This window comes from Klebsiella terrigena, from assembly GCF_006539725.1.
Taxonomy (GTDB): domain Bacteria; phylum Pseudomonadota; class Gammaproteobacteria; order Enterobacterales; family Enterobacteriaceae; genus Klebsiella; species Klebsiella terrigena.
The window spans coordinates 52228-74301 of the sequence record NZ_BJNO01000025.1; the positions used below are offsets into that span (position 1 = coordinate 52228).

The 22074-nt window shown below is 59.6% G+C and carries 18 protein-coding genes and 1 pseudogene; 12 read left to right on the forward strand and 7 right to left on the reverse strand.

Features of this window, described 5'->3' with window-relative positions; translation table 11 throughout:
* Positions 1–151: 151 nt before the first annotated feature.
* Positions 152–1318 carry a M20 aminoacylase family protein gene (locus RTE01_RS22185; RefSeq protein WP_134526490.1) on the forward strand — a complete coding sequence of 389 codons (1167 nt, stop codon included), beginning with the start codon at positions 152–154 and terminating at the stop codon, positions 1316–1318.
* Between the two features lie 53 nt (positions 1319–1371).
* Here RTE01_RS22185 and fdhF read toward each other — a convergent pair whose 3' ends face one another.
* Both fdhF and RTE01_RS22195 read right to left on the reverse strand, forming a co-directional pair.
* Positions 1372–3522 (reverse strand): formate dehydrogenase subunit alpha, encoded by a 2151-nt coding sequence (fdhF, locus tag RTE01_RS22190; RefSeq protein WP_041145998.1) that lies wholly within the window; start codon positions 3520–3522, stop codon positions 1372–1374.
* Positions 3523–3806: 284 nt separating this feature from the next.
* Entirely contained in the window at positions 3807–4889 is a 1083-nt protein-coding gene (locus RTE01_RS22195; protein WP_123551530.1) for a malate/lactate/ureidoglycolate dehydrogenase, read from the reverse strand.
* Positions 4890–5101: 212 nt separating this feature from the next.
* On the opposite strand from RTE01_RS22195, the gene RTE01_RS22200 reads away from it, so the two are divergent.
* On the forward strand, positions 5102–5221 hold the full coding sequence (locus RTE01_RS22200; RefSeq protein WP_139339464.1) for a small membrane protein: 120 nt from the start codon (positions 5102–5104) through the stop codon (positions 5219–5221).
* Between the two features lie 20 nt (positions 5222–5241).
* On the opposite strand, the gene RTE01_RS22205 is transcribed toward RTE01_RS22200, so the two are convergent.
* Positions 5242–6207, reverse strand: a complete 966-nt coding sequence (locus tag RTE01_RS22205; protein WP_041145996.1) for a helix-turn-helix domain-containing protein — start codon at positions 6205–6207, stop codon at positions 5242–5244.
* Positions 6208–6596: 389 nt separating this feature from the next.
* Here RTE01_RS22205 and RTE01_RS22210 point away from each other — a divergent pair.
* Positions 6597–6668 (forward strand): annotated as a pseudogene (locus RTE01_RS22210) (ABC transporter ATP-binding protein); the annotation flags it as partial.
* Positions 6669–6714: 46 nt separating this feature from the next.
* On the opposite strand, the gene RTE01_RS22215 reads toward RTE01_RS22210, so the two are convergent.
* From RTE01_RS22215 to RTE01_RS22230, 4 genes are read right to left on the reverse strand one after another with little or no spacing between them, the layout of a single operon-like run.
* The gene (locus tag RTE01_RS22215; RefSeq protein WP_123551529.1) at positions 6715–7446 is read right to left on the reverse strand and encodes a class II aldolase and adducin N-terminal domain-containing protein; all 732 of its coding nucleotides are present in this window, start codon (positions 7444–7446) and stop codon (positions 6715–6717) included.
* Positions 7447–7450: 4 nt separating this feature from the next.
* A complete protein-coding gene (locus RTE01_RS22220) occupies positions 7451–8269 on the reverse strand; it encodes an ABC transporter substrate-binding protein (protein WP_134526487.1) in 819 nt (272 codons plus the stop codon).
* Positions 8270–8293: 24 nt separating this feature from the next.
* Entirely contained in the window at positions 8294–9166 is an 873-nt protein-coding gene (locus tag RTE01_RS22225) for a phytanoyl-CoA dioxygenase family protein (protein ID WP_134526484.1), read from the reverse strand.
* A 26-nt stretch (positions 9167–9192) separates the two neighbouring features.
* A complete protein-coding gene (locus tag RTE01_RS22230; RefSeq protein ID WP_141335381.1) occupies positions 9193–10713 on the reverse strand; it encodes an amino acid ABC transporter permease/ATP-binding protein in 1521 nt (506 codons plus the stop codon).
* Positions 10714–10804: 91 nt separating this feature from the next.
* On the opposite strand from RTE01_RS22230, the gene RTE01_RS22235 reads away from it, so the two are divergent.
* The 9 genes from RTE01_RS22235 (at position 10805) to RTE01_RS22275 (ending at position 22044) form a co-directional block, all read left to right on the forward strand.
* Entirely contained in the window at positions 10805–11188 is a 384-nt protein-coding gene (locus RTE01_RS22235) for a hypothetical protein (RefSeq protein ID WP_123551528.1), read from the forward strand.
* 24 nt (positions 11189–11212) lie between these two features.
* On the forward strand, positions 11213–12127 hold the full coding sequence (locus RTE01_RS22240) for a LysR family transcriptional regulator (protein WP_041145990.1): 915 nt from the start codon (positions 11213–11215) through the stop codon (positions 12125–12127).
* 261 nt (positions 12128–12388) lie between these two features.
* Positions 12389–13216, forward strand: a complete 828-nt coding sequence (locus RTE01_RS22245) for a phytanoyl-CoA dioxygenase family protein (RefSeq protein ID WP_041145989.1) — start codon at positions 12389–12391, stop codon at positions 13214–13216.
* Between the two features lie 365 nt (positions 13217–13581).
* Positions 13582–14670: an ABC transporter substrate-binding protein gene (locus RTE01_RS22250; RefSeq protein WP_041145988.1), complete on the forward strand. Its 1089-nt coding sequence runs from the start codon at positions 13582–13584 to the stop codon at positions 14668–14670.
* An 83-nt stretch (positions 14671–14753) separates the two neighbouring features.
* A complete protein-coding gene (locus RTE01_RS22255) occupies positions 14754–16523 on the forward strand; it encodes an ABC transporter permease (RefSeq protein ID WP_041145987.1) in 1770 nt (589 codons plus the stop codon).
* Complete coding sequence (locus RTE01_RS22260; protein ID WP_115192477.1) at positions 16516–17586, forward strand: ABC transporter ATP-binding protein; 1071 nt, start codon at positions 16516–16518, stop codon at positions 17584–17586. The genes RTE01_RS22255 and RTE01_RS22260 overlap by 8 nt, the downstream gene beginning before the upstream one ends.
* A 573-nt stretch (positions 17587–18159) precedes the next feature.
* On the forward strand, positions 18160–18903 hold the full coding sequence (locus RTE01_RS22265; RefSeq protein ID WP_170197860.1) for a gluconate 2-dehydrogenase subunit 3 family protein: 744 nt from the start codon (positions 18160–18162) through the stop codon (positions 18901–18903).
* A 2-nt stretch (positions 18904–18905) separates the two neighbouring features.
* The gene (locus RTE01_RS22270) at positions 18906–20690 is read left to right on the forward strand and encodes a GMC family oxidoreductase (protein WP_041145984.1); all 1785 of its coding nucleotides are present in this window, start codon (positions 18906–18908) and stop codon (positions 20688–20690) included.
* Positions 20691–20700: 10 nt separating this feature from the next.
* Positions 20701–22044, forward strand: coding sequence for a c-type cytochrome (locus RTE01_RS22275; RefSeq protein WP_166793737.1), 1344 nt, complete (start codon positions 20701–20703; stop codon positions 22042–22044).
* Positions 22045–22074: the final 30 nt, after the last annotated feature.

Consider the following 22074-nt stretch of genomic DNA (forward strand, 5'->3'; position numbering starts at 1 on the left):
CCGCCGGGCGGACGTTTAGCGAGAGTTGTCAGCGCGCTGGCGAAAGGATATAACTCATAGAGCAGCCCGGCGCTCGCGGGGCGCATGGATAAAATGTATACCGATAACAACCCTCGCTCAGCGCTGATGCTGTGCAGGAAAGGAGTACGACATGGCAGTATCGCCTTCATCCATCGCCGAGGCTATTCGCTGGCGACGCGATTTTCATGCTTACCCTGAACTGGGCTACCAGGAACAGAAAACCTCCCGTCGCGTCGCCGAACTGCTGGCCTCGTTTGGCCTGCAGGTGCATACGGGGCTGGCGGGAACGGGGGTGGTGGCGACCCTGGAGAACGGCCCTGGCCCGGTAATCGGCCTGCGCGCCGATATGGACGCCCTGCCGATTACCGAACTCGGCGAGGTCAGCTACAAATCCCGCAATCCCGGCGTGATGCACGCCTGCGGCCACGATGGCCATACCGCGATGCTGCTGGCCGCGGCGGCGCATCTGGCGCGGACCCGCCGCTTTCGCGGCACGGTGCATTTTGTTTTTCAACCGGCGGAAGAGAACCTCGGCGGCGCACGCAAAATGGTCGAAGAGGGGCTGTTTACCCTGTTTCCAATGGACGCCATTTACGCGCTGCACAACTGGCCGGGGATCCCGCTGGGGCAGGTGGCGATCAACAGCGGCGCGATGATGGCCTCCCTTGATGCCTTCGAAATCACCCTGACCGGCAAAAGCTGCCATGCGGCGATGCCGGAGAGCGGGGCCGACCCGATCGTCGCCGCCGCGCAGCTTATTATGGCGCTGCAGACGATTCCGTCGCGGCGCCTGTCGCCGCAGGAGTCGGCGGTGGTCAGCATTACGCAGATTAGCGGCGGGGAGGCGATCAACGTCCTGCCGGACAAAGTGGTGCTGCGCGGCACCTTCCGCTGCCTGAGCAACCCGGTTCGCGAGCGGGTAAAAGGGCTGATTGAACGCTACGTGGCGACGCAGCCGCAGGTCTCTGACGTGCAGGGGGAGATTTTCTGGTATCCGGGCTATCCGGTCACCAGGAACCATCCGGCGCAGGCGCTGAGCGTCCGCGAGGCGGCGATTGCCGCGCTGGGCGAGTCGGCGGTGAACGCCGAGGTCAGCCCGTCAATGGCCTCAGAAGATTTTGCCTGCATGCTGGAAGCGTGCCCCGGCGCCTATTTCTGGATCGGTACCGATGGCGAAACGCCGTCCAAACCGCTGCATAACGCCGGCTATGATTTTAATGACGATCTGATCGAACCCGGGGTGCTGATGTGGACGGCGCTGGTGGAAAAACTGCTGCCGCAGGCCGGTGAAGCCTGACGCCTTGAGTGACAACGTCACGTCAGGGGAGACGCGCGCCTCCCCTGATGCTTTTAGGCGTTAGCCGCGGCTTTCAGGCGCGCTTTCATCTCGTTGTAGGCGCTGAGCGCAAACTGTTCCGCCCAGCGCTGATCGGCAATGGCCTCGACCTTCACCGCGCAGTACTTGGTTTCCGGCGTTTTCGAGATCGGGTCGAGGTTATCCTGGGTTAACTCATTGCAGGCCCCCACCCACCACTGGTAGGTCATATAGACGGCGCCGCTGTTGATGCGATCGCTGATATCGGCGCGGGTGATCACCTTTCCGCGCCGCGAGCTGACCCACACCAGCTGCCGGTCGGTAATCCCCATCTGCTGCGCATCGGCGCGGCTAATTTGTACCCGGCCCGGCTCGTCGGCCAGCGACTGCAGCGCCGCGCAGTTGCCGGTCATCGAGCGGCACGAGTAGTGGCCGACTTCGCGCACCGTGCACAGCACCAGCGGATAATCGGCATCCGGCGTTTCGGCCGGGGCCCGCCACGGCGCGGCGAACAGCTGGCCTTTACCCGTCGGGGTATCAAAATGGTTATCCTTATAAAGCCACGGCGTGCCCGGATGATCCAGCGTCGGACAGGGCCACTGCACGTGGTTCATGTCACCCATTTTTTCATAGGTTACGCCGTAGAACAGCGGGCATAGCTCGCGCATTTCGTCCCAGATTTGCTGGTTATCCGCGTAGTGCATCGGGTAGCCCATTTCGCTGGCCAGTAGGCTGATTATCTCCCAGTCGCGCTTGACGTTTCCCGACGCCGGGATCGCTTTTTCAAAGCGCTGGAAGCCGCGATCGGCGCAGGTGAACACGCCGCCGTGTTCGCCCCAGGAGGTCGCCGGCAGCAGCACGTCGGCTATCTCGGCGGTTTTGGTCATAAAGATATCCTGCACCACCACGAAATCCAGCGCCTCGATCCCCTTGCGCACCAGCCCGAGGTCGGCCTCCGTCTGCAGCGGATCTTCCCCCATGATGTAGTAGGCCTTGATCTCCCCGGTCAGCGCCTTGTGGGGCACTTCGGTGATGCGGGTGCCGACCTTATCGTCCATCAGCGCCGGGTCGATGCCCCAGGCCTCGGCAAACTTAGCCCGCACCTGCGGGTCGGTGACCTCCTGATAACCGGGGAAGAGGTTCGGCAGAACCCCCATGTCGCAGGCGCCCTGGACGTTGTTTTGTCCGCGTACCGGGCCGACGCCGACGTGCTCGCGCCCAAGGTTGCCGGTGAGCAGCGCGAGGCTGGCCAGCCCTTTGACCACGTCCACCGCCTGGCCAAACTGGGTCACGCCCATTCCCCACATAATGGTGGCCGAAGGCGCGGCGGCAAACATGCGCATCGCCTGGCGCACCTCCTGCGCCGGCACCCCGGTCAGCGCTTCAACCGCCTCGGGTGAGTAGTCCCGCACCGCTTCCCGGTAGGCCTCAAGGCCTTCGGTAAAGCGATCGACGTAATCATGATTGTAGAGGTCTTCCTCGAGCAGCACGTGCGCAAAGGCGTTGACCAGCGCCATATTGCTGCCGTTATTGAGCTGCAGGTGACGATCGGCAATGCGCGCGGTTTCAATGCGCCGCGGGTCGCAGACGATGATCTTCGCCCCGTTCTCGCGGGCTTTGATCACCCTGCGGGCCACGATCGGGTGGGAATCCGCGCAGTTGTAGCCAAAGACCAGCAGGCATTTCGAGTTTTCAATATCGCTTATCGAGTTGCTCATCGCGCCGTTGCCCAGCGCCTGCTGGAGGCCAGCTACCGACGGCCCGTGACACACGCGGGCGCAGCAGTCGACGTTGTTGGTGTTGAGCACCGCGCGGGCAAATTTCTGCATCACATAGTTGGTTTCATTCCCCGTGCCGCGGGATGAGCCTGTGGTCATAATGGCGCGCGGGCCGTGCTGCTGCTTGATGGCCTGCAGCTTTTTGGCGGTATAGCGGATCGCTTCATCCCAGGTTACCGGGGTGAGCTTGCCGCCTTTTTGGTAGCGAATCATCGGCTGCTTCAGGCGCGGGGTGAGCAGCTGGGTATCGTTGAGGAAATCCCATCCGTAATAGCCTTTGAGGCACAGCTGGTTTTGGTTGGTCACCCCATCGGCGGCTTCGGCGCGGATAATTTTATCGTTCTCGACAACCAGCTTAAGTTTGCAACCCGCCCCACAGTAAGGGCAAACGCTCGTGATTTTTTTCATCAGTAACAGACCTGTTAACAGTGAATGAAGATCGTCGGTCAGGCCGGGCCCGGCCTGCCATCGTCATTGAGTCCTTGCGTCACGATGCTGACGTCAGGTGTGGCTGTTAAGCAGGAAGCGTGCCAAAAAATAAGATATTGATTTTTATGATAAATTAAATCAGGGGATGCCGGGTCGTCGCGATGTCGTCACTAATGACGATGACGAGCGGCCCGGCCAGACGCCCCGGCGATGGCGGGCTCGCGCCGTCCGGCGGCGCGAAGGAAGGGGCGCAGGGCGGGGGATCAGGCCATTTTTTGCCGGAAGTGGGCGAGGGTTTGCGCGGCTAAACCGGCCTCCTGCGCCGCGCTGCAGATGGCCTGCCAGCTGCCCTCATCCAGCGGAATGCCCTGCGCCAGACGCTCCTCGCGGTTGGCCTGCTCCCATTCGCCGGGCACCAGAATCGGAGCGTCCGCCTCGTGCGGGGACTGCTTACACCAGTCGATAAAGGCTTCAGTTTCGCTCTGCATCTGCGGAGCATCGAAGGTTTCCGGGTCCAGAATGATGGTGGTCATGCAGTTGAAAATGGCGTCAACGCAGGTTTGCAGGCTCTCCTGGTGGGTTGTCTGCCCGCCGGATACCGCGCCGCCGAGGATCTCGCACAGCGTCGCCAGGGCGTAGCCTTTATGCTGGGCAAAGGTCAGCAGCGCGCCCAGCGGCGAGGTCTGCATCACCGCCGGGTCGTTGGTTGGCTCGCCGTGGGCATCGATTAACGAGCCGGCGGGCACCGCTTCGCCCTTGTGCCAGGCAACGCGGGTCTTGCCGAAGGCGATGGCGCTGGTGGCGTAGTCCAGCAGCAGCGGCGGCTGGCCCCTGCGCGGGAATACTACGCACAGCGGGTTGGTGCCGAAGCGGCTGTCCTTCCCGCGAAACGGCGCAACCATCGGGTCGCCAACGACGCTGACGAAGTGGATAGAGATCATGCCCGCCGCCGCGCACTGCTCGGCCCAGTAGCCGATGCGGCCGATATGGTGGGCGTTGCGCAGGGCGACGGCGGCCATGCCGTGCCGCTGTGCCTTTTCGATACCGATCTGCATCGCCTCGTGGGCGACAACCTGCCCGAACCCGGCGTTACCGTCGAGGGTCACTACCGCCCCGGCGTCCTTCATAATGCTGGCATGCCGGTTAAGCTGTAGATGCCCCGCGGCGTGGGAGCGCACGTAGCTCGGGATCATCCCGACGCCGTGCGAATCGTGGCCGGCGAGGTTGGCGGCAATCAGATGGTCGGCGACGAGGGCCGCTTCGCTGGCGGTGCTGCCGAGGTGGCTGAAAAGGGCGACGACAAACTGATGCAGATCCGTAGCCTGAAAGCGATGTCCGGTAGGCACTGAGTCTCTCCTGTGGTGGGCGGTTAGCGTAGTTATTTTGTGATGTTTGCCGATCCATGCTGCTCTCCATGCCGATGAAGATCAAGCGCTTATGGAGAGTGCTGGCGTGAGGGGCAGAGAACAGAGTTGAGGCTGTCGGGACTGGTCGCCGGAGTGAGAATCATTATGATAAAAATCATATTCTCAATGATATGGAGAAAACCATAATGAACATCAGCTCAATCATTTTAGCCCTCGTCGCCGTTGCCCTGCTGGGTATTTCCGTCTATAGCCTGCTTAGCTATATTAAAGAGCGCCGGGCAATGCGTTTTAAATCGTTTCGCCAGCGCTGAATCACAAAGCCCGCGGCGTATTAACCGGCTTTATGATAATTTTCGCGCCAGGTCTTCGGCGATGCGTGATATTTCTCGCGGAAGCTTTTGCTAAATAACGGATGGCTGATAAACCCGCAGAGCCACGAAATCTGCTCGACCCGCAGCTGAGGTGCGCTCTCCAGCAGCGCGCGCGCGGCCTCTAAACGCCGCTCTTTAAGCACCGTCATAACCGAGGTTCCCTGTTCGTTGAAGGCGCGATCGAGGCTGGATCGCGAGCAGTGGAGCGCTTTTGACAGCAGGTCAGGGGAGAGATCGTGCTGCTGATAGTGCAGGGCGATAAACGATTTCGCGCTATTCACCAGATGCCCAAGCTTGCCGGAAGAGATTAATCCCTGCTGTTTCGCGATATCGCTCAGGACCAGCAGCGCCATATTATGCAGACCGTCGACAACGGTTGCCGTCTCCTTTAGCGACAGGCTCGCCGAATGGCTATCGAGCAGCATCATGTGCGATTTCAGAAACATCGCCAGAGGATGATTCTCCAGAGAAACAACCGGACTATTGAGCCTGCCGTTAAAAACCTCTTTGATTTTCTCGCTGCGCGGAATGATATAGAGCTGCTTCACGTCGTCGCACTGATACTGATAATAGTCATTGCGCTGATGAACAATCAGCATTCCGGGATTGACCTGCGCGGAGACGGATTTCTTTCTGCCGCTAATAAGCTGATGCCCCTGCACCAGCAGCGAAATATAGATCGACTGCTCCTCGACGCGATGCGGATCGAAGGTGGTCTGATTTTTCGAACCCATCGCACTACAATAGTCGCCGGAAATAGCGGATATAGTCTTATGCGTGGCAATAATCTCTGCCGGGCGGCGGTTGTTCGCCACTTCTATCCCATAGCAGCCGAGGTTTTGCGATATTTGCTGGTAACGCTCTTCCGGCGCGATATCCGCCGCGCTCAAAACGTGAGGAACGTACAGCGCAGTAGGTCTGGGCATGTTTTTCGCCTTTCTCAAGGTACTGCTGGCAGGTAAATTTTTATCCTTCGATTATAAGATTAATCCTAAGAAAAACCAGCGCCCGGCGGTTTTTTTTACGCATTTTAATCGCCCGCGCGGGCAGGCGCTCTGCCGGCCGGTTGACGGGTCTCCTCTTTTTACCAGAAAATAGTTCCCCAGCGCGCTGAATGTTATTTTTGAATTTATTAATGCATATTCATTGAGCGTATAAAATATATTTACGTCGCCTGCAATAGATTAATTATTTCGCGGCTAAACGCTTTATTTAGCCAAAAATGACCTGGCAACATCGGGCTGGACAGCGGGACAAAAATAATTGCAAGCTATATCGCAGGTAGTGGTCAATACACATCGGCTCACGGGGATAAATTGGCCTCGTTTTCCAGCCGTTTCACCTGATCCCATTCCTCACGGCGCTGGAAAACATCATGCTGGCGCAGCGCTAAGCGGCTCCCCCGGCGTTGTCCGGGGGAAGCCTGGGGCAGTTTAGTCAAGCAGCGAAGGATCGGCGTCGATCATCAGCTGTTTCATCTCCTCAAAATGCTGATGGGAAAAGTCGCTGATTTTTTCCCAGTCGGCGGCGGTTTTCTCCGCCACCTCATCGGACAGCACCTTCAGCGGCCGGCCGGTTGACCAGGCGGTGACCAGAATCTGACAGGCGCGCTCGAGGGTCCAGATATCGTCAAACGCCTCGCCGATGGAGCCGGCGGTCACCAGTACCCCGTGATTGCCCATCAGCAGGCGGCGTTTATCCGCCAGCAGCCCCGCCAGCCGCGCCCCCTCGGCGACGGTATCGGCCATCCCGCCGTACAGCGTATCGACCGCCACGCGCTGAAAGTAGCGCGCGGTGTTTTGATCGATAGGCAGGATCTGCGGCTGCTCGAGGCAGGCGACGCTGGTGGCATACACCGGATGCAGATGCAGCACCGCCCGGGCCTGCGGCAGCCGCTGGTGAATCTGCCCGTGAATAGCCCACGCCGTGGCGTCCACGTCCGCGCGGTGGGCGTTCTCTTCATCATCGGCGTTCAGCAGCAGCAGATCGCTGGCGCGAATGCGCGAGAAGTGGCGCCACTTCGGGTTGAGCAGAAACGTTTTGCCATCCGCCGACAGGGCGGCGCTAAAGTGGTTGGCGACCGCCTCGTGCATGCCGAGGTGGGCAACAATGCGCAGTGTTGCCGCCAGATCGATGCGCGTTTGTTCTTCAAAAGAGTAGGCCACGGCGTTATTCCACTTTCGGCATCAGGTCGTTGAGGTCCGCTGCGGTCGGCGGCTGGAAGTTATATTTTTTCAGCAGGGCGGCGTACTCCGGCGTGGCGCTAAACTTCTTCAGCCCCTCCTCAAGCGCGGTCTTCACTTCGCTGTTGCCTTTTTTCACCCCGAAGCCGTTGAGCACCGGGTAGATCAGCGTCGTGGAGGAGATGGTGATGCGGTCGCCAAGCTTGTCGACCACGCCGCGCGCCACCGCTGCATCGGTTATCTGCGCCTCCACCGCCCGCGACAGCAGTGCCTGGGTGGTTTGCGGGTCGGTGGCGTATTCGCTAAGCGCTATCGGCGGCAGTCCTTTTTTCACGCAGTAGTCGGCGGAGAGCTTTTGCAGCTGCGCCAGCCACGAGGTGGCGCCCATCGAGCCAATCTTATGGCCGCAAAACTCCTCCGGCGTCTTCGGCTGATAGCTGGCACCCTTGAGGGCGAGGATCGACTCGCCGCTTTTCAGGTACGGAACCATATCAATCACCTTCAGCCGTTCGGCGGTGATATACATCGACGAGTTGGTGATATCAAAGCGTCCGCCCTGCAGGCCGGGGATCAGATTTGGGAAGCGGGTATCGAGGTTGACCGCCTCGCGGCCCATGGTTTTGGCAATCCCGGCGAGAAACTCGATATCAAAGCCGGCGGGTTTATTGCTATCAATATATTCGTAAGGGAAAAAGGTCATATCCGAACCGGCAATGATTTTTCCCGGCTGCAGAAAGGCCGCTTGGGCGCTGGCCGCGCTCAGGGCGCCGACGGTGCAGAGGAGCAGGGTATTTAAACGTTTCATAGAGATCTCCAAAGTGGGGGGCAATCACATGCTGGCAGGGTCGTTTCCGGCCTGCTGTACGAAAAACGAGGCGCCGCGCGGCTTCTGCGGCAGACGAACATGATTGGCGGCGCTGCGCACCAGCCCGCTCTCCGTGCCGGCGACCAGCCGTCCGGCGTGGGCGCTGGGCAGCGGGTTGTCGCCGTACGGCAGGGCGTCTTCGGCGGCGTAAACGCTGATAAACAGGGTACGCGGCAGGTCGGTTTCATTGGGGCTGGAGGCGTGGAGCAGCCGGGTATGCATAAAGCACACCGAGCCGGACGGGCCAAAGCAGGCCTCGGGCTGCTGGCAGTGGGTCGCCACCACCTCGTCATCCACCGCGCCGGTGAAGCGCGACGCCTGCCAGTGCGACCACAGCGGCCCCTTATGGCTTCCCGGCACCACGTTCAGCGGGCCGTTCTCCGGCGTCACGTCGCTGACCATCAGCAGGGCGGTGATGATGTCGTCGTTACTGTGCGGCGTGAAGAGAAAATCCTGGTGCCATTTCACCTGGGTGGTGGTATGCGGCAGCTTGGAGTTAATTTTGCTGTGATGAAAGCGGGTGCCGCTGCCGCCGATAAGCTGCGCGGCAATCGCCGCCATCCGCGAATCCAGCGCCGCGCGTCGGTAGGCGGCGGAGATCTCCGTCGGCGAGCTGACGCGGCGCAGCGACGGGTGGTCGGGGCGATGGTCGCTTTCAAGGTCGAAGCGCGGGCGGCCGTCCTCGGTCGCTCCCCAGGCCTCGTCGTGGCGGCGGCTCTCCGCCACCCAGCCGTCGAAATCCTGCTGCAGCCCGGCGATCTCTGCGGGAGAGAGCACCGCCTCAACCACCAGAAAACCCTGCTGATGAAACTGTTCGATTTGCCACTGCGCGATCATATTTTTTCCTTTCACAAACGGAGCGGTTAAGCCAAAGAGACGTCTTTGAGGAAGGCGTCAACGCGCGGGTGATCGCCGTCGCGCATCGCCTGAGGCGTGTCGTCGCAAACCACGCGCCCTTTTTCCATAAAGACAATTCGGTCGGAAACTTTGAAGGCAAAATTCATCTCGTGGGTCACGATAACCATGGTGATCCCCTCATCGGCCAGCGATTCGATAACCTGAAGCACTTCGTTGACTTTTTCCGGGTCCAGCGCCGAGGTTGGCTCATCGAAGAGCATGATTTGCGGGCGCATCATCAGGGCGCGGGCGATAGCCACCCGCTGCTGCTGGCCGCCGGAAAGCTGGTGCGGATACTTCCACGCGTGGTCGAGCATGCCGACCTTATACAGCAGCTCGCAGGCGCGCTGCCTGAGCTCCGCCTCCGCCGCCAGTCGGTGATAGCGCGGGGCCAGCAGCAGGTTGCCGAACACGGTCAGGTGCGGGAAGAGGTTGAAGCTCTGAAAGACCATGCCAATATTCAGCCGGTGCGCGGCGTTCTCCATAAAGCGCGGCTTCTGCACGCCCTGGCGTTCGAGGTGAATAAAAGGCTGGCCGTTGATGCGGATCTCGCCGTTATCGATCTGTTCCAGGCCGTTGAGCAGGCGAATCAGCGTGGTTTTGCCGGAGCCGGAAGGGCCGATAACCGACACCACTTCCCCGGGCTGGACCTGCAGGCTGACGGCGCCCAGCACCTCCACGTTGTTGTAGGCTTTATGCAACTTCGAGGCCTGCAGCGCCGGCTGGTGGCTATCGATGACGCTGCGGGCAACGGCCGGACGGGCGGCGGTGGCCAGCGCCAGCATGTCGGCGTCGACCGGGCGGTTGGTTTTACGCTGGGTGACGTCGAGCCAGGTCTCCAGGCGCTTCAGCAGGAAGTCAAACACGGTGACGATCAGCACGTAGTAGAACGCCACCGCCGCCATGGTCTCCATCACCAAAAAGTTTTGCGAATAGAGGCGCTGGCCGACCATCAAAATCTCGGTCAGGGAGATGACGGAAACCAGCGAGCTGAGCTTAACGATCGCAATATACTCATTGGCCAGCGCCGGCAGCGCCACCCGCAGCGCCTGGGGAATAATCACCCGCCACTGCGTGCCGCCATAGCGCAGCCCTAAGGCCCGCGCGGCCTCGCCCTGGCCTTTGGCGATGGAGAGCAGGCCGCCGCGATGGATCTCGGCGACGTAGGCCGCTTCGCTGAGCACCATCGCCAGCAGGCCGGCCCAGAAGGGATCGTTGAGCACCACCGCAAATGACGGCACCGCCTGCGGCAGGTTATAAACGAAGATCAGCAGCACCAGCAGCGGCAGGCTGCGAAACAGCCAGATATAGAGCCGGGCGGGGACGTTAAAAAGCCTGCGCGGCGACTGCTTGGCGAGGGCGAGAATAAAGCCCAGCACAATACTGCAACCCCAGGTCAGCAGACTCAGTTTAATGACGGTCCAGGTGGCCTGCCAAAAATCTGCGTCGCTGAGCAGACTTAACATGTAGTTCCAGTTAAACATCATGGGCTATTTCACTCGCCATAATTAACGGACATGAAGACGATACCGATGTTCTAAAATGGGGCATCGTCACTATTTATCGGGCAATTACACTATGCTGGTACTCTTCGCCATCAGGCAATTAGTAAATTTTTGGTCTTTAAGTTTAAAAAAACTATATAGCCAGATTAATTTCAATAAATTTAAAGCAATGAGTGCGAAACAAGAACTAAACATTAAAAAAACAATTGCTGTTATTGGTCAACGGAATCGGCCGGTAAATTGGGCATTGTGCCACAATGGGGCGCTTCGGGGATTTATTTGGTGCAGCCTGGTTCATATTGGTGCAATTAAACCACCGGGGCTGGGGTTTTATTATTTCAGCGCATTTAGCGAGATAAATAATTCATTCATCCCCGCGGCAATGCGTCTTTTAGCCGGGGAGTGGCACGATGCTTGCAATCGGCCTATCAGGAAACTATGCCGTTTCTGTGAGTAACAATATTTCATAAAGGGTAAGGCTATGACGCGATTCACGCTCAAACAACTTAAATACTTCGTTACCGTTGTGGAGACCGAAAGCATCGCCGAAGCCTCCCGACAGCTGCATATTGCCCAGCCGTCGATCTCGATTGCGATAAAAAACCTTGAGGGCACCTTCGAGCAGCAGCTGTTTATTCGCCACCACGCGCAGGGCGTTTCGCTCACCCCCTGCGGGCGGCGCTTCTACGAGAAAGCCAAGGAGCTGCTGCGCCTCTCCTGGGAGTTTGAACAAAACGCGCGCGCCGATAAGGAGCTGGTTTCCGGCACCATTTCGGTGGGCTGCTTTGAATCCGTCGCCCCGCTGTATATGCCAAAGCTGGTGGCCGGATTTAAAAAGATGTATCCCGAAATAACCCTTCAGCTCTACGATGGCGAGCAGCATGAATTAATGCACGGCCTGCATCGCGGGCGTTTTGATTTAGCCCTGGTCTACGATCTGGAATTAGGCCACTCGATCAGTAAAGAGACGCTCAATGCGCCGCATAAACCCTATGCGCTATTACCGGCCAGCCATCCGCTGGCGCAAAAAAAGAGCGTTACGCTGCAGGAATTAAGCCAGGAGCCGATGATTTTGCTCGATGCGGTGCCGAGTAAAAACTATTTTATTACCATTTTTAAAGAGAAGGGCTACCACCCGCAGGTGGCCTACAGCTCGCCGTCAATTGAGATGGTGCGCTGTATGGTCGGGCAGGGGCTGGGCTTCTCGGTATTAGTGACCCGGCCGCTTTGCGATATGACCTACGACGGCGAGCGGCTGGTCCAGCTGGAGATTGAAGATCAAATGCCGGCCTCAACCTTAATTATGGCGCACCTCGCCAATAACGAACCTACCCGGCCAACGCAGCTTTTTATGGACTATTGTCGCAGCATTGAGCTAACCCCGGCGCTGGTTTAGCCGGTAACTTCGAGCGCGCCGGGGATATATATTGTCAGGCGCCTGAGCGCCAGGCTCGAGGGCTATTTTATTTGTTATTTCGATCCCGGACAGTGCCCGACAAAATACTAACGTCCGGTGGGACAGGCTCAGAGGCTCATAAATTGCTATGACGAGTATCGTTTTATAATAATTTACCATTCGACGCTGGCTAAATAACCTGAGTCCGCTGACGCCCGGCGTCATCAACCCAATCATTTATCCAGTACAGGACGGTTAGCTATGCACAATCAGCGTTATCCGCAGATCGACCGGCAGACGATCGATACCTACCAGACGGATGGAGTGGTGTTACTGAAGGGCGCGTTCACTGCGTGGATCGACGGACTGGCGAACGGCGTGGCGGAACTGATGGCCAACCCCAGCGAGTACGGGCACGCCAGAACGGTGGTGCCGAAGGACGGCTCCGCGCCCTTTTTCCAGGACTACTGCAACTGGTCACGGATCGCCGATTTTGAGCAGTTTGTCAGGCAGTCGCCGGCGGCGGAAATTGCCGCCGCCCTGATGCAATCGACCACGGCGAAATTTTTCCACGAGCACACTCTGGTCAAGCCCGCCGGCGGCAGCACGGTCACCCCCTGGCACCACGATCAGCCCTACTACTGCGTTGAGGGGCGGCAGAACGTCAGCTTTTGGATCCCGCTGGACCCGGTTGCGCAGGAGATTTCGCTGCGCTGCATCCGCGGTTCCCACCTGTGGGGAGAGGAGTTCAGTCCGACCCGCTTCAACGGCTCGAAGCTCTATCAGCACGGTCGCTTTAAGGAGCTGCCGGACATTGACGCCCATCAGGAGGAGTACGATATCGTCAGCTGGGCGCTGGAGCCGGGCGACGCGATCGCCTTCCACTACCGAACGCTGCACGGCGCCAGAGGTAACGCCACGGCGCGGGCGCGACGGGTCTTCTCCGCCCGCTGGGTGGGCGACGACGCCACCTTTGTTGACCGCGGGGGCGTGACCTCGCCGCCGTTCCCGGAGTTGACGCTAAAAGAGGGCGATGCCCTGGTTTCACCGCTGTTCCCGCAGGTGTGGCCGCGCGAAGCGCGGGGTTAATATCGTCGGGCGGCAATCATTAACGGCGGAAAATTATATTGCCGCTGCCGGCCTTCCGGCGGGTTAATTATTTTCCGCCGCCTCGGCGCTAAATCGGTGCCATTTTGCCGGCCAGCCGAATATTCCCGGTGCCGGCATCCCGCTACGAAAATGCCTGCTTAATGTTTTCTTAATATTTCATCTTCAATGATGCTGGCGACTATTCCGCCAACACACTTCTTATCCGTCTATATCGCGCTAAATAAGAGTTAAATTCCGTCAGCATCACAAAAGCCAGAAAAAAACCGCCCCCGGCGTTGCAAGCCGTGAACCCCTCGCTATATGTTAAATTTGTGTTTAATAAATGATACCTAAGGGTTGGTTTTATGTATAAGAAAATTGGTGGTTTAGTGGTTTCACTGACGGCAGTCTTCTCCGGCTCCGTTTTGGCGGCGCTCCCTCAGGGCTACCCGGCTGAATATCAAAAGGTGGTTGATGCCGGGAAGAAAGAGGGCAAGGTTGTCATCTATTCAACGACCGATACCAAAGCGGCGGGGCCGTTAATTAAAGGGTTCGAGGCGCAGTACCCCGGAATTAACGTTGAATATAACGATATGAACAGCACCGAGCTGTACAACCGCTACATCAGCGAGCAGGCGGCGGGCGGCGGCAGCGGAGACGTGGTCTGGAGCTCATCGATGGATACGGCGCTGAAGCTCGCCACCGACTACGCCGAAGAGTACGCCTCGCCCGAGCTGGGCAAGCTGCCAAAATGGGCGGTCTGGCAGCAGAAGGCCTACGGCACCACCTATGAGCCGGTGGTCTTTATCTACAACAAGCGGCTGATCCCGCAGGGCGACGTGCCGGACTCCCACACCGCGCTGGCGAAGCTGATTGCCGGCCAGGCCGACAAATTTAAAGGTAAGGTCACCACCTACGATATCGAAAAATCTGGCCTCGGCTTTATGCTGGCGGTGCAGGACAGCAAGGCCGACGCCAGCTATTTTAGCAACCTGGCGGGAATGGCCAAAGGCGGCCTGACCGTGCAATCCTCTACCGGCACCATGATGGAGCGCGTCTCATCGGGTGAAAACCTGATTGGCTTTAACATTCTCGGCTCTTACGCCGAAGCGCGCGCCAAAACCGATCCCTCCCTCGGCATCGCCTATCCCAAAGACTACGTGCTGGTCCTTTCCCGCGTCTCGTTTATTACCGCCGACGCCGGGCATCCTAACGCCGCGAAGCTGTGGTTCGACTACGTGCTGTCAGAGAAAGGGCAGAGCATCCTCGCCGGTCAGGCCGATATCCCCTCTATTCGTAACGATATCGAAGGCAAAAATGATATCGACGGGATGACCAAAATGCTGGGTAACGCCCTGAAGCCGATTCCGGTGGATGAAACCCTGCTGGAATATCTGGAACCGAAAAAGCGTCTGGAATTTATCAAACAGTGGCGTAGCGCGGCGGCTAAATAATCCTCCTGAGGCGCGACATCTTCCGCTGTCGCGCCCGTTAATACCCGGCAGGCTGCGTTAACGCCTGAGCAAAGGGATCGCATATGAACGTATTACGCCGAAAATGGCAGGGGCTGCCGCGCGGTATTGTGGTGCTGATCGCGGCATTGGCTATCTACGTCCCGCTGTTATTTATTGTGGTGCAGAGCTTTCTCTCGGCGCCTTTTTTTGCGCGTTCGAAAGCGTTCAGCTTTGAAGCCTTCGAATTTATCTTTACCGACCCTGATTTTTATCTGGCGCTGAGGTCCGGCTTTATTCTGGCGTTCGGCCTGGTGGCGATCGCCATTCCGCTCGGGGGGATCCTCGCCTTTTTAATGGTCCGCACCGATTTGCCCGGCCGGCGCTTTATTGAACCCCTGATCCTGGTACCCATCTTCGTCTCGCCGATGGTGCTGGCCTTTGGCTACGTGGTGGCGGCGGGGCCGGTTGGCTTCTTCTCGCAGTGGGCCGAGCGGCTGCTGGGCTTTGTGCCGTGGAACATCTACTCGATGTTCAGCATCGTGGCGATCGCCGGATTAACCCACGTCCCGCACGCCTATCTCTATATCTCCTCCGCTCTGCGCAGCGTCGGCTCCGACGTCGAGGAGGCGGCCAGGACGGTCGGCGCTTCGCCGCTGCAGGTCATGACCTCCGTCAGCCTGCCGATGGTGCGGCCCTCGATCCTCTACGCCTGCGTGCTGCTGTTTTTCCTCGGCCTGGAGGTGTTCGGCCTGATGCTGGTACTCGGCGACCCCGAGGGCAACATGGTGCTGGCGACCTACCTCTATAAGCTGACCAATAAGCTTGGCACCCCCTCTTATCACCTGATGGCGGCGGTGGCGGTGGTGCTCATTTGCATCACCATCCCGCTGGTGATGCTGCAGCGTCGGCTGATGCGCACCGCCAACCGCTTTGTCACCATGAAGGGCAAGGCCTCCCAGGCGCGCGCGCTGCCGCTGGGCAAGTGGCGCTGGGTTGCCGGCGTGGTGGTGGTGCTGTGGCTGACGGTAACCATCGGCGTCCCGCTGCTTGGCGTGGCGATGCGGGCGTTTATTTCCAACTGGGGCGTCGGCGTGTCGCTGTGGGACGAGCTCTCGCTGGCGACCTTCCGCAACATCTGGCAGCAGCCGAACCTGCTGCGGGCCATCGTCAACTCGATGGCGATCGGTATTTTTGGCGGCGCGCTGGCGGTCGTGTGCTATCTGTTTGTCGGGATCGCCATGCACCGCAAGCCGGACAACGTGACGCGCTTCCTTGACTACAGCGTGCTGGTGCCGCGCGCGGTGCCGGGTCTGCTGGCGGGGCTGGCGTTTCTGTGGGTGTTTTTATTCCTGCCGATGTGGCTCGATCAGTCGCTGAAAAACGGCTGGCTCTCGGCGCTGCCGATGGCCGACTGGCTGCGCGAGCATCTTATCGTGCAGCTGCGGGCGCTGCGCAACACCATTTTTAGCGTCTGGCTGGCCTATACCGTGGTGTGGATGGCCTACGGGCTGCGCCTGATCTCCTCGACGCTGCTGCAGGTGGCACCGGAGCTTGAGGAGGCGGCCCGCAGCACCGGCGCCTCTCGCGGCCAGGTGACCCGCCACGTCACGGTTCCGCTGTCGCGCTACGGCCTGATCGGCTCGTGGCTGCTGATGTTCCTGATCTTCGAGCGTGAATACTCCACCGGGGTGTACCTGCTTTCGCCGGGGACGGAAACGATCGGCTCCATGCTGGTCTCGCTGTGGGCGGCGGGGGCTATCGATATCGTCGCCGCGCTCTCGTTTATCAATATCCTGCTGGTGGTCATCGGCCTGGGTATCGCCCTGCGCTTTGGAGTGAAATTACATGATTGAGCTATCCGTAGAAAACCTGCACCTCACCTATGGCGACAACCCGGTTCTGAAAGGGGTGTCGATGACGCTTCAGCGGGGGGAAGTGGTGTCGCTGCTCGGGCCGTCCGGCAGCGGGAAAACGACCCTGCTGCGCGCCGTCGCCGGGCTGGAGAAACCTACCGCCGGGCGGATTACCATTGGCAAAACCGCGGTCTATGACGGCAATCCGCGCAGCGAAATCCCCGCCGAGGAGCGCAATCTGGGGCTGGTGTTCCAGTCCTATGCCCTGTGGCCGCATAAGACCGTATTTGAAAACGTCGCCTATCCGCTCAAGCTGCGCAAGGTCGCCAGCGGCGAAATCGCCCAGCGGGTACAGGCGGTGCTCGACCAGCTCGGCCTGGGGCATCTCGGCAGCCGCCATCCCCATCAGCTTTCCGGCGGCCAGCAGCAGCGCGTGGCGATTGGCCGGGCGCTGGTCTACAACCCGCCGGTTATCCTGCTCGACGAACCGCTGTCGAACCTCGACGCCAAGCTGCGCGAAGAGGCGAGGGTCTTTCTGCGCGAGCTGATTATCAAGCTCGGGCTCTCGGCGCTGATGGTGACTCACGACCAGAATGAGGCGATGGCGATATCCGACCGTATCCTGCTGTTGAACAACGGGGTGATCGAGCAGCAGGGCACGCCCCAGGAGATGTACGGCAATCCGACGACGCTGTTTGCCGCCGAGTTTATGGGCAGCAACAACCGCCTGCGCGGTAAGATAACGGCTCTCGAAAACGGCCGGGCGCGCATCGAGGGCGCCAGCTGGGCGCTGTGGGGCATGGCGGGAGAGGGGGTCAGCGTCGGCCAGCAGGCGACGGCGGTGATCCGCGTTGAGCGCCTGCGTCTTGGCTCCTCCCCGGAAGACAACATGCTCGAGCTGCCGCTGCTGACCAGCATGTATCTTGGCGACCGCTGGGAATATCTGTTCCGCACCCGCGGGGATGACTTTGCTATTCGCGTCTACGGCACGGCGCTGCGCGACGCGGAGCATTGCCATATTACGCTTCCCGCCGGCGACCTGTGGATTTTCCCGACGCCTTAGGCGACGGCATAAAATCGGTCGCGGCGAGAAGGGCCGACGGCCGAAATAAATAGGGGCGGGCGGCGCGGTTAATGGCTGATAACCCTCGCCCGGCACGGCGCAAATAACCGCCAGATGCCGGGCGAAAGCAAAGTAATTAATATCCGTAATTAACTAACTTAACCGCTCAAATTGTTTAATATTTGCCGACGCCGGCGTTTGCACGCCGCCAGGCAGACATGTACCATAAACAAATAATAACATTTGTGATACATATCACTCTTTTTTTGGCACGGATACGCACTACGCCTTCGGTGATTCCGCACGAGCTTCTGCATCCAGGTTATTTAATAAACGTTCTCATTATCAAGTTCCGGGAATATTTTTCCCGTTTTGGCGACTGGTTTTGAGGATCGACTAATATCCAAACGATAACGCGATAAATAATCACCTCGCCAACGGCGATTTTTTGTACGACTTAATGGATCGAACCAGCAGGTCCCGCGATGCGGAGGCTGAATGGTATCGGTTCCAGATTCGATATTGCTGGGCTTGTAACCTACAAAAGCAGCCATTTTAAATGACAGGAATGTGATAATGTCGAGTGAAAAAACCAACAGCTCGAGGCGTGATTTTTTAGTAAAATCAATGGCCTTGATTCCAACGGTCGTCATCGCTGGCGGCGGCGTCGGGGCCATTGGCGCCGCGGCTCAGGCCCAGGCATCCGACGCCGCAGCGGCGGCAAAAACGCCGGCCGGCGAGGGCTGGCAGCCGCAGTTCTTTAACGAGCAGGAGTGGGCGTTTATCAATGCCGCGGTGGCTCGCCTTATTCCGGCCGACGAGCTGGGGCCCGGCGCGCGCGAGGCGGGGGTTCCGGAGTTTATCGATCGCCAGATGAATACCCCCTATGCTACCGGTTCCATCTGGTATATGCAGGGTCCGTTTAACCCGGACGTGCCGAAAGAGATGGGCTACCAGCTCCCGCTGGTGCCAAAACAGATCTACAACCTCGGGATTGCGGACGCCGACGAATGGTGTCGCAGCCAGCATCAGAAACCTTTTGCCGAACTGACCGCCGAGCAGCAGGACGCCGCGCTGAGCCAGTTTGAATCGGGCAGCGCCGCGTTTAAGCAGCTGCCGTCCTCACTGTTCTTCTCTTATCTGCTGCAGAACACCCGCGAAGGATTCTTCAGCGACCCGATTCATGGCGGCAATAAGGGCATGGTCGGCTGGACGTTGATTAATTTTCCCGGCGCGCGCGCCGACTTTATGGACTGGGTTGAACGGGGTGAACGCTATCCCCTCCCGCCGGTATCAATTAATGGGGAGAGGGCGTAACGATGGCCACCGTACTGAAAAAAACCGATGTCGCGATTGTGGGGTTTGGCTGGGTTGGCGCCATTATGGCCAAAGAGCTGACCGAAGCGGGCCTCAACGTGGTGGCGCTGGAGCGCGGCCCGATGCGCGATACCTGGCCCGATGGCGCCTATCCGCAGGTGGTCGATGAGCTGACCTACAACATTCGCCGCAAGCTGTTCCAGGACCTGTCGAAAAGCACGGTCACCATTCGCCATAATAGCGCTCAGGATGCGGTGCCGTATCGTCAACTGGCGGCCTTTCTGCCGGGAACCGGCGTTGGCGGCGCGGGCCTGCACTGGTCCGGGGTGCACTTCCGCGTTGACCCGATCGAGCTGCGGATGCGCAGCCACTATGAGGAGCGCTACGGCAAAAGCTTTATCCCGCAGGACATGATTATCCAGGATTTCGGCGTCACCTACGACGAACTGGAGCCGTTCTTTGATAAGGCGGAAAAGGTTTTCGGCACCTCGGGCACCGCCTGGTCGGTGAAGGGAAAGGTGGTCGGGAAGGATCGCGGCGGCAACGTCTTTGCCCCGGATCGCTCGGACGACTTCCCGCTGCCGGCGCAGAAGAATACCTGGTCGGCGCAGCTGTTTGAGAAGGCGGCGCGCGAGGTGGGCTATCACCCGTACAACCTGCCGTCAGCCAACACCTCTGACTCCTATACCAACACCTACGGCGCGCAGATGGGGCCGTGCAACTTCTGCGGCTACTGCAGCGGCTACGCCTGCTACATGTATTCCAAGGCCTCGCCAAACGTCAATATCCTGCCAGCGCTGCGTCAGGAGAAGCGCTTTGAGCTGCGCACCAACGCCAACGTGCTGAAGGTTAACCTCACCCCCGACCGGCAGCGGGCCACCGGCGTCAGCTACGTCGACGCCCAGGGGCGGGAGATGGAGCAGCCGGCCGATCTGGTTATCATCGGCGCCTTCCAGTTCCACAACGTGCACCTGATGCTGCTCTCCGGCATCGGCAAACCCTACGATCCGCAAACCGGCGAAGGGGTGGTCGGGCGCAACTTTGCCTATCAGAACATGACCACCATTAAGGCCATCTTCGATAAAGATACCGTCACCAACCCGTTTATTGGCGCGGGCGGCAACGGCGTCGGGATTGATGACTTTAACGGCGATAACTTCGATCACGGCGCCGCCGGTTTTGTCGGCGGCTCTCCGTTCTGGGTCAACCAGGCCGGGACCAAGCCAATCTCCGGCCTGCCGGTTCCTCCGGGCACTCCGGCGTGGGGCAGCAAGTGGAAAGCGGCGGTTGCCGACACCTATACCCACCATCTGTCGATGGACGCGCACGGCGCGCATCAATCCTACCGCCAGAACTATCTTGACCTCGATCCGAACTACAAAAACGTCTTCGGCCAGCCGCTGCTGCGCATGACCTTTGACTGGCAGGAAAACGACATCAAGATGGCGCAGTTTATGTTCGACAAGATGGCGCCGATTGCCAAAGCCATGAAGCCGAAATATATGCTCGGCAGCCCGAAAAACGCCAACAGCCACTTTGATACCACCAGCTATCAGACCACCCACATGAACGGCGGGGCGGTGATGGGCGAGAACCCGAAAACCAGCGCCGTGAACCGCTATCTGCAGAGCTGGGATGTCCACAACGTTTTCGTTATCGGCGCCTCTGCCTTCCCGCAGGGCCTGGGATATAACCCGACGGGAACCGTGGCCGCGCTGGCCTACTGGTCGGCAAAAGCGATCCGCGAACGGTACCTGAAAAATCCGGGTCCACTGGTGCAGGCATAAAGGAAGGCAAATGATGAAGATGCAATGGCTATCTGCACTGGTGCTCGGTGCGCTGAGTTTTTCCGCTTTTGCCGAAGAGGCCCCGGCCGACGGCAGCTTAATTAAACAGGGTGAGTATCTGGCGCGCGCGGGGGACTGCGTCGCCTGCCATACCAACGGTAAAGAGGGCCAGCCCTTCGCCGGCGGTCTGCCGATGGGGACGCCAATCGGCACCATCTACTCCACCAACATTACCCCGGATAAAACCCACGGTATCGGCGACTATACCTTTGAAGAGTTCGACGATGCGGTGCGCAAAGGGGTGCGTAAGGACGGCTCGACGCTCTATCCGGCTATGCCGTACCCGTCGTTCGCGCGCATCAGCGAAGCGGACATGCGGGCGATGTACGCCTACTTTATGCACGGCGTGGCGCCGGTAAACGCGGCAAATCGCGACAGCGATATCCCGTGGCCGCTCTCTATGCGCTGGCCGCTGGTGTTCTGGCGCGGGATCTTCGCGCCCGCGCCGAGCGATTTTGTCGCTAATCCGCAGGTTGACCCGCTGCTTGAGCGCGGCCGCTATCTGGTGGAGGGGCTCGGCCACTGCGGCGCCTGCCATACGCCGCGTAGTCTGACGATGCAGGAGAAGGCGCTGAGCGAAACCGAAGGCGACGATTACCTCGCCGGCAGCAGCGCGCCGGTGGACGGCTGGGTCGCCTCGAGCCTGCGCGGCGAAAACCGCGACGGCCTCGGCAGCTGGAGCGAGGCGGAGCTGGCGGAGTTCCTGAAAACCGGCCGCAACGATAAGTCGGTGGTCTTCGGCGGCATGAGCGACGTGGTGGAGCACAGCCTGCAGTATCTCTCCGACGAGGACGTGACGGCGATTGCCCGCTACCTGAAATCCCTGCCGCCGCGCGGCGGTCAGCAGACCCCTGCGCCGGTGGAGGACAGCGTGGCGAAAGATCTGTGGAAGGGAGATGACAGCAAGCCCGGCGCGGCGCTGTACGTCGATAACTGCGCGGCCTGTCACCGTACCGACGGCGCGGGCTATAAACGCGCCTTCCCGGCGCTGAAGGGCAACCCGGTGGTGCAGACGCAGGATGCGACGTCGCTTATCCATATCATCCTGACGGGCAGCACCACGCCGGCGGTGAAAAATGCGGTCTCTAACCTGACCATGCCGCCGTTTGGCTGGCGCCTGGACGACGGGCAGGTGGCGGATGTGGTCAACTTTATCCGCACCAGCTGGGGCAACAGCGCGCCGCCGGTCACCGCCAGCGACGTGGCGAAAGTCCGCAAGGACAGGTCGATCGTGCCTGATGAGAAGGCGCTCGGCAGCGCCGACATCTCGAAGCTGCCGGTCACCGGGCAGTAGCGGCCAGGAATGCGCCGTTCGCGCGGCGCA

Excerpts from the sequence above, each read along its gene's own strand:
- RTE01_RS22270 (WP_041145984.1), top strand. The coding sequence starts at position 18,906 with ATGGCCACCGTACTGAAAAAAACCGATGTCGCGATTGTGGGGTTTGGC.
- RTE01_RS22275 (WP_166793737.1), top strand. The coding sequence starts at position 20,701 with ATGATGAAGATGCAATGGCTATCTGCACTGGTGCTCGGTGCGCTGAGT.
- RTE01_RS22245 (WP_041145989.1), top strand. The coding sequence starts at position 12,389 with ATGCACAATCAGCGTTATCCGCAGATCGACCGGCAGACGATCGATACC.
- RTE01_RS22205 (WP_041145996.1), bottom strand. The coding sequence starts at position 6,207 with ATGCCCAGACCTACTGCGCTGTACGTTCCTCACGTTTTGAGCGCGGCG.
- RTE01_RS22185 (WP_134526490.1), top strand. The coding sequence starts at position 152 with ATGGCAGTATCGCCTTCATCCATCGCCGAGGCTATTCGCTGGCGACGC.
- RTE01_RS22220 (WP_134526487.1), bottom strand. The coding sequence starts at position 8,269 with ATGAAACGTTTAAATACCCTGCTCCTCTGCACCGTCGGCGCCCTGAGC.
- RTE01_RS22225 (WP_134526484.1), bottom strand. The coding sequence starts at position 9,166 with ATGATCGCGCAGTGGCAAATCGAACAGTTTCATCAGCAGGGTTTTCTG.
- RTE01_RS22240 (WP_041145990.1), top strand. The coding sequence starts at position 11,213 with ATGACGCGATTCACGCTCAAACAACTTAAATACTTCGTTACCGTTGTG.
- RTE01_RS22250 (WP_041145988.1), top strand. The coding sequence starts at position 13,582 with ATGTATAAGAAAATTGGTGGTTTAGTGGTTTCACTGACGGCAGTCTTC.
- RTE01_RS22235 (WP_123551528.1), top strand. The coding sequence starts at position 10,805 with ATGCTGGTACTCTTCGCCATCAGGCAATTAGTAAATTTTTGGTCTTTA.
- fdhF (WP_041145998.1), bottom strand. The coding sequence starts at position 3,522 with ATGAAAAAAATCACGAGCGTTTGCCCTTACTGTGGGGCGGGTTGCAAA.
- RTE01_RS22230 (WP_141335381.1), bottom strand. The coding sequence starts at position 10,713 with ATGATGTTTAACTGGAACTACATGTTAAGTCTGCTCAGCGACGCAGAT.
- RTE01_RS22260 (WP_115192477.1), top strand. The coding sequence starts at position 16,516 with ATGATTGAGCTATCCGTAGAAAACCTGCACCTCACCTATGGCGACAAC.
- RTE01_RS22255 (WP_041145987.1), top strand. The coding sequence starts at position 14,754 with ATGAACGTATTACGCCGAAAATGGCAGGGGCTGCCGCGCGGTATTGTG.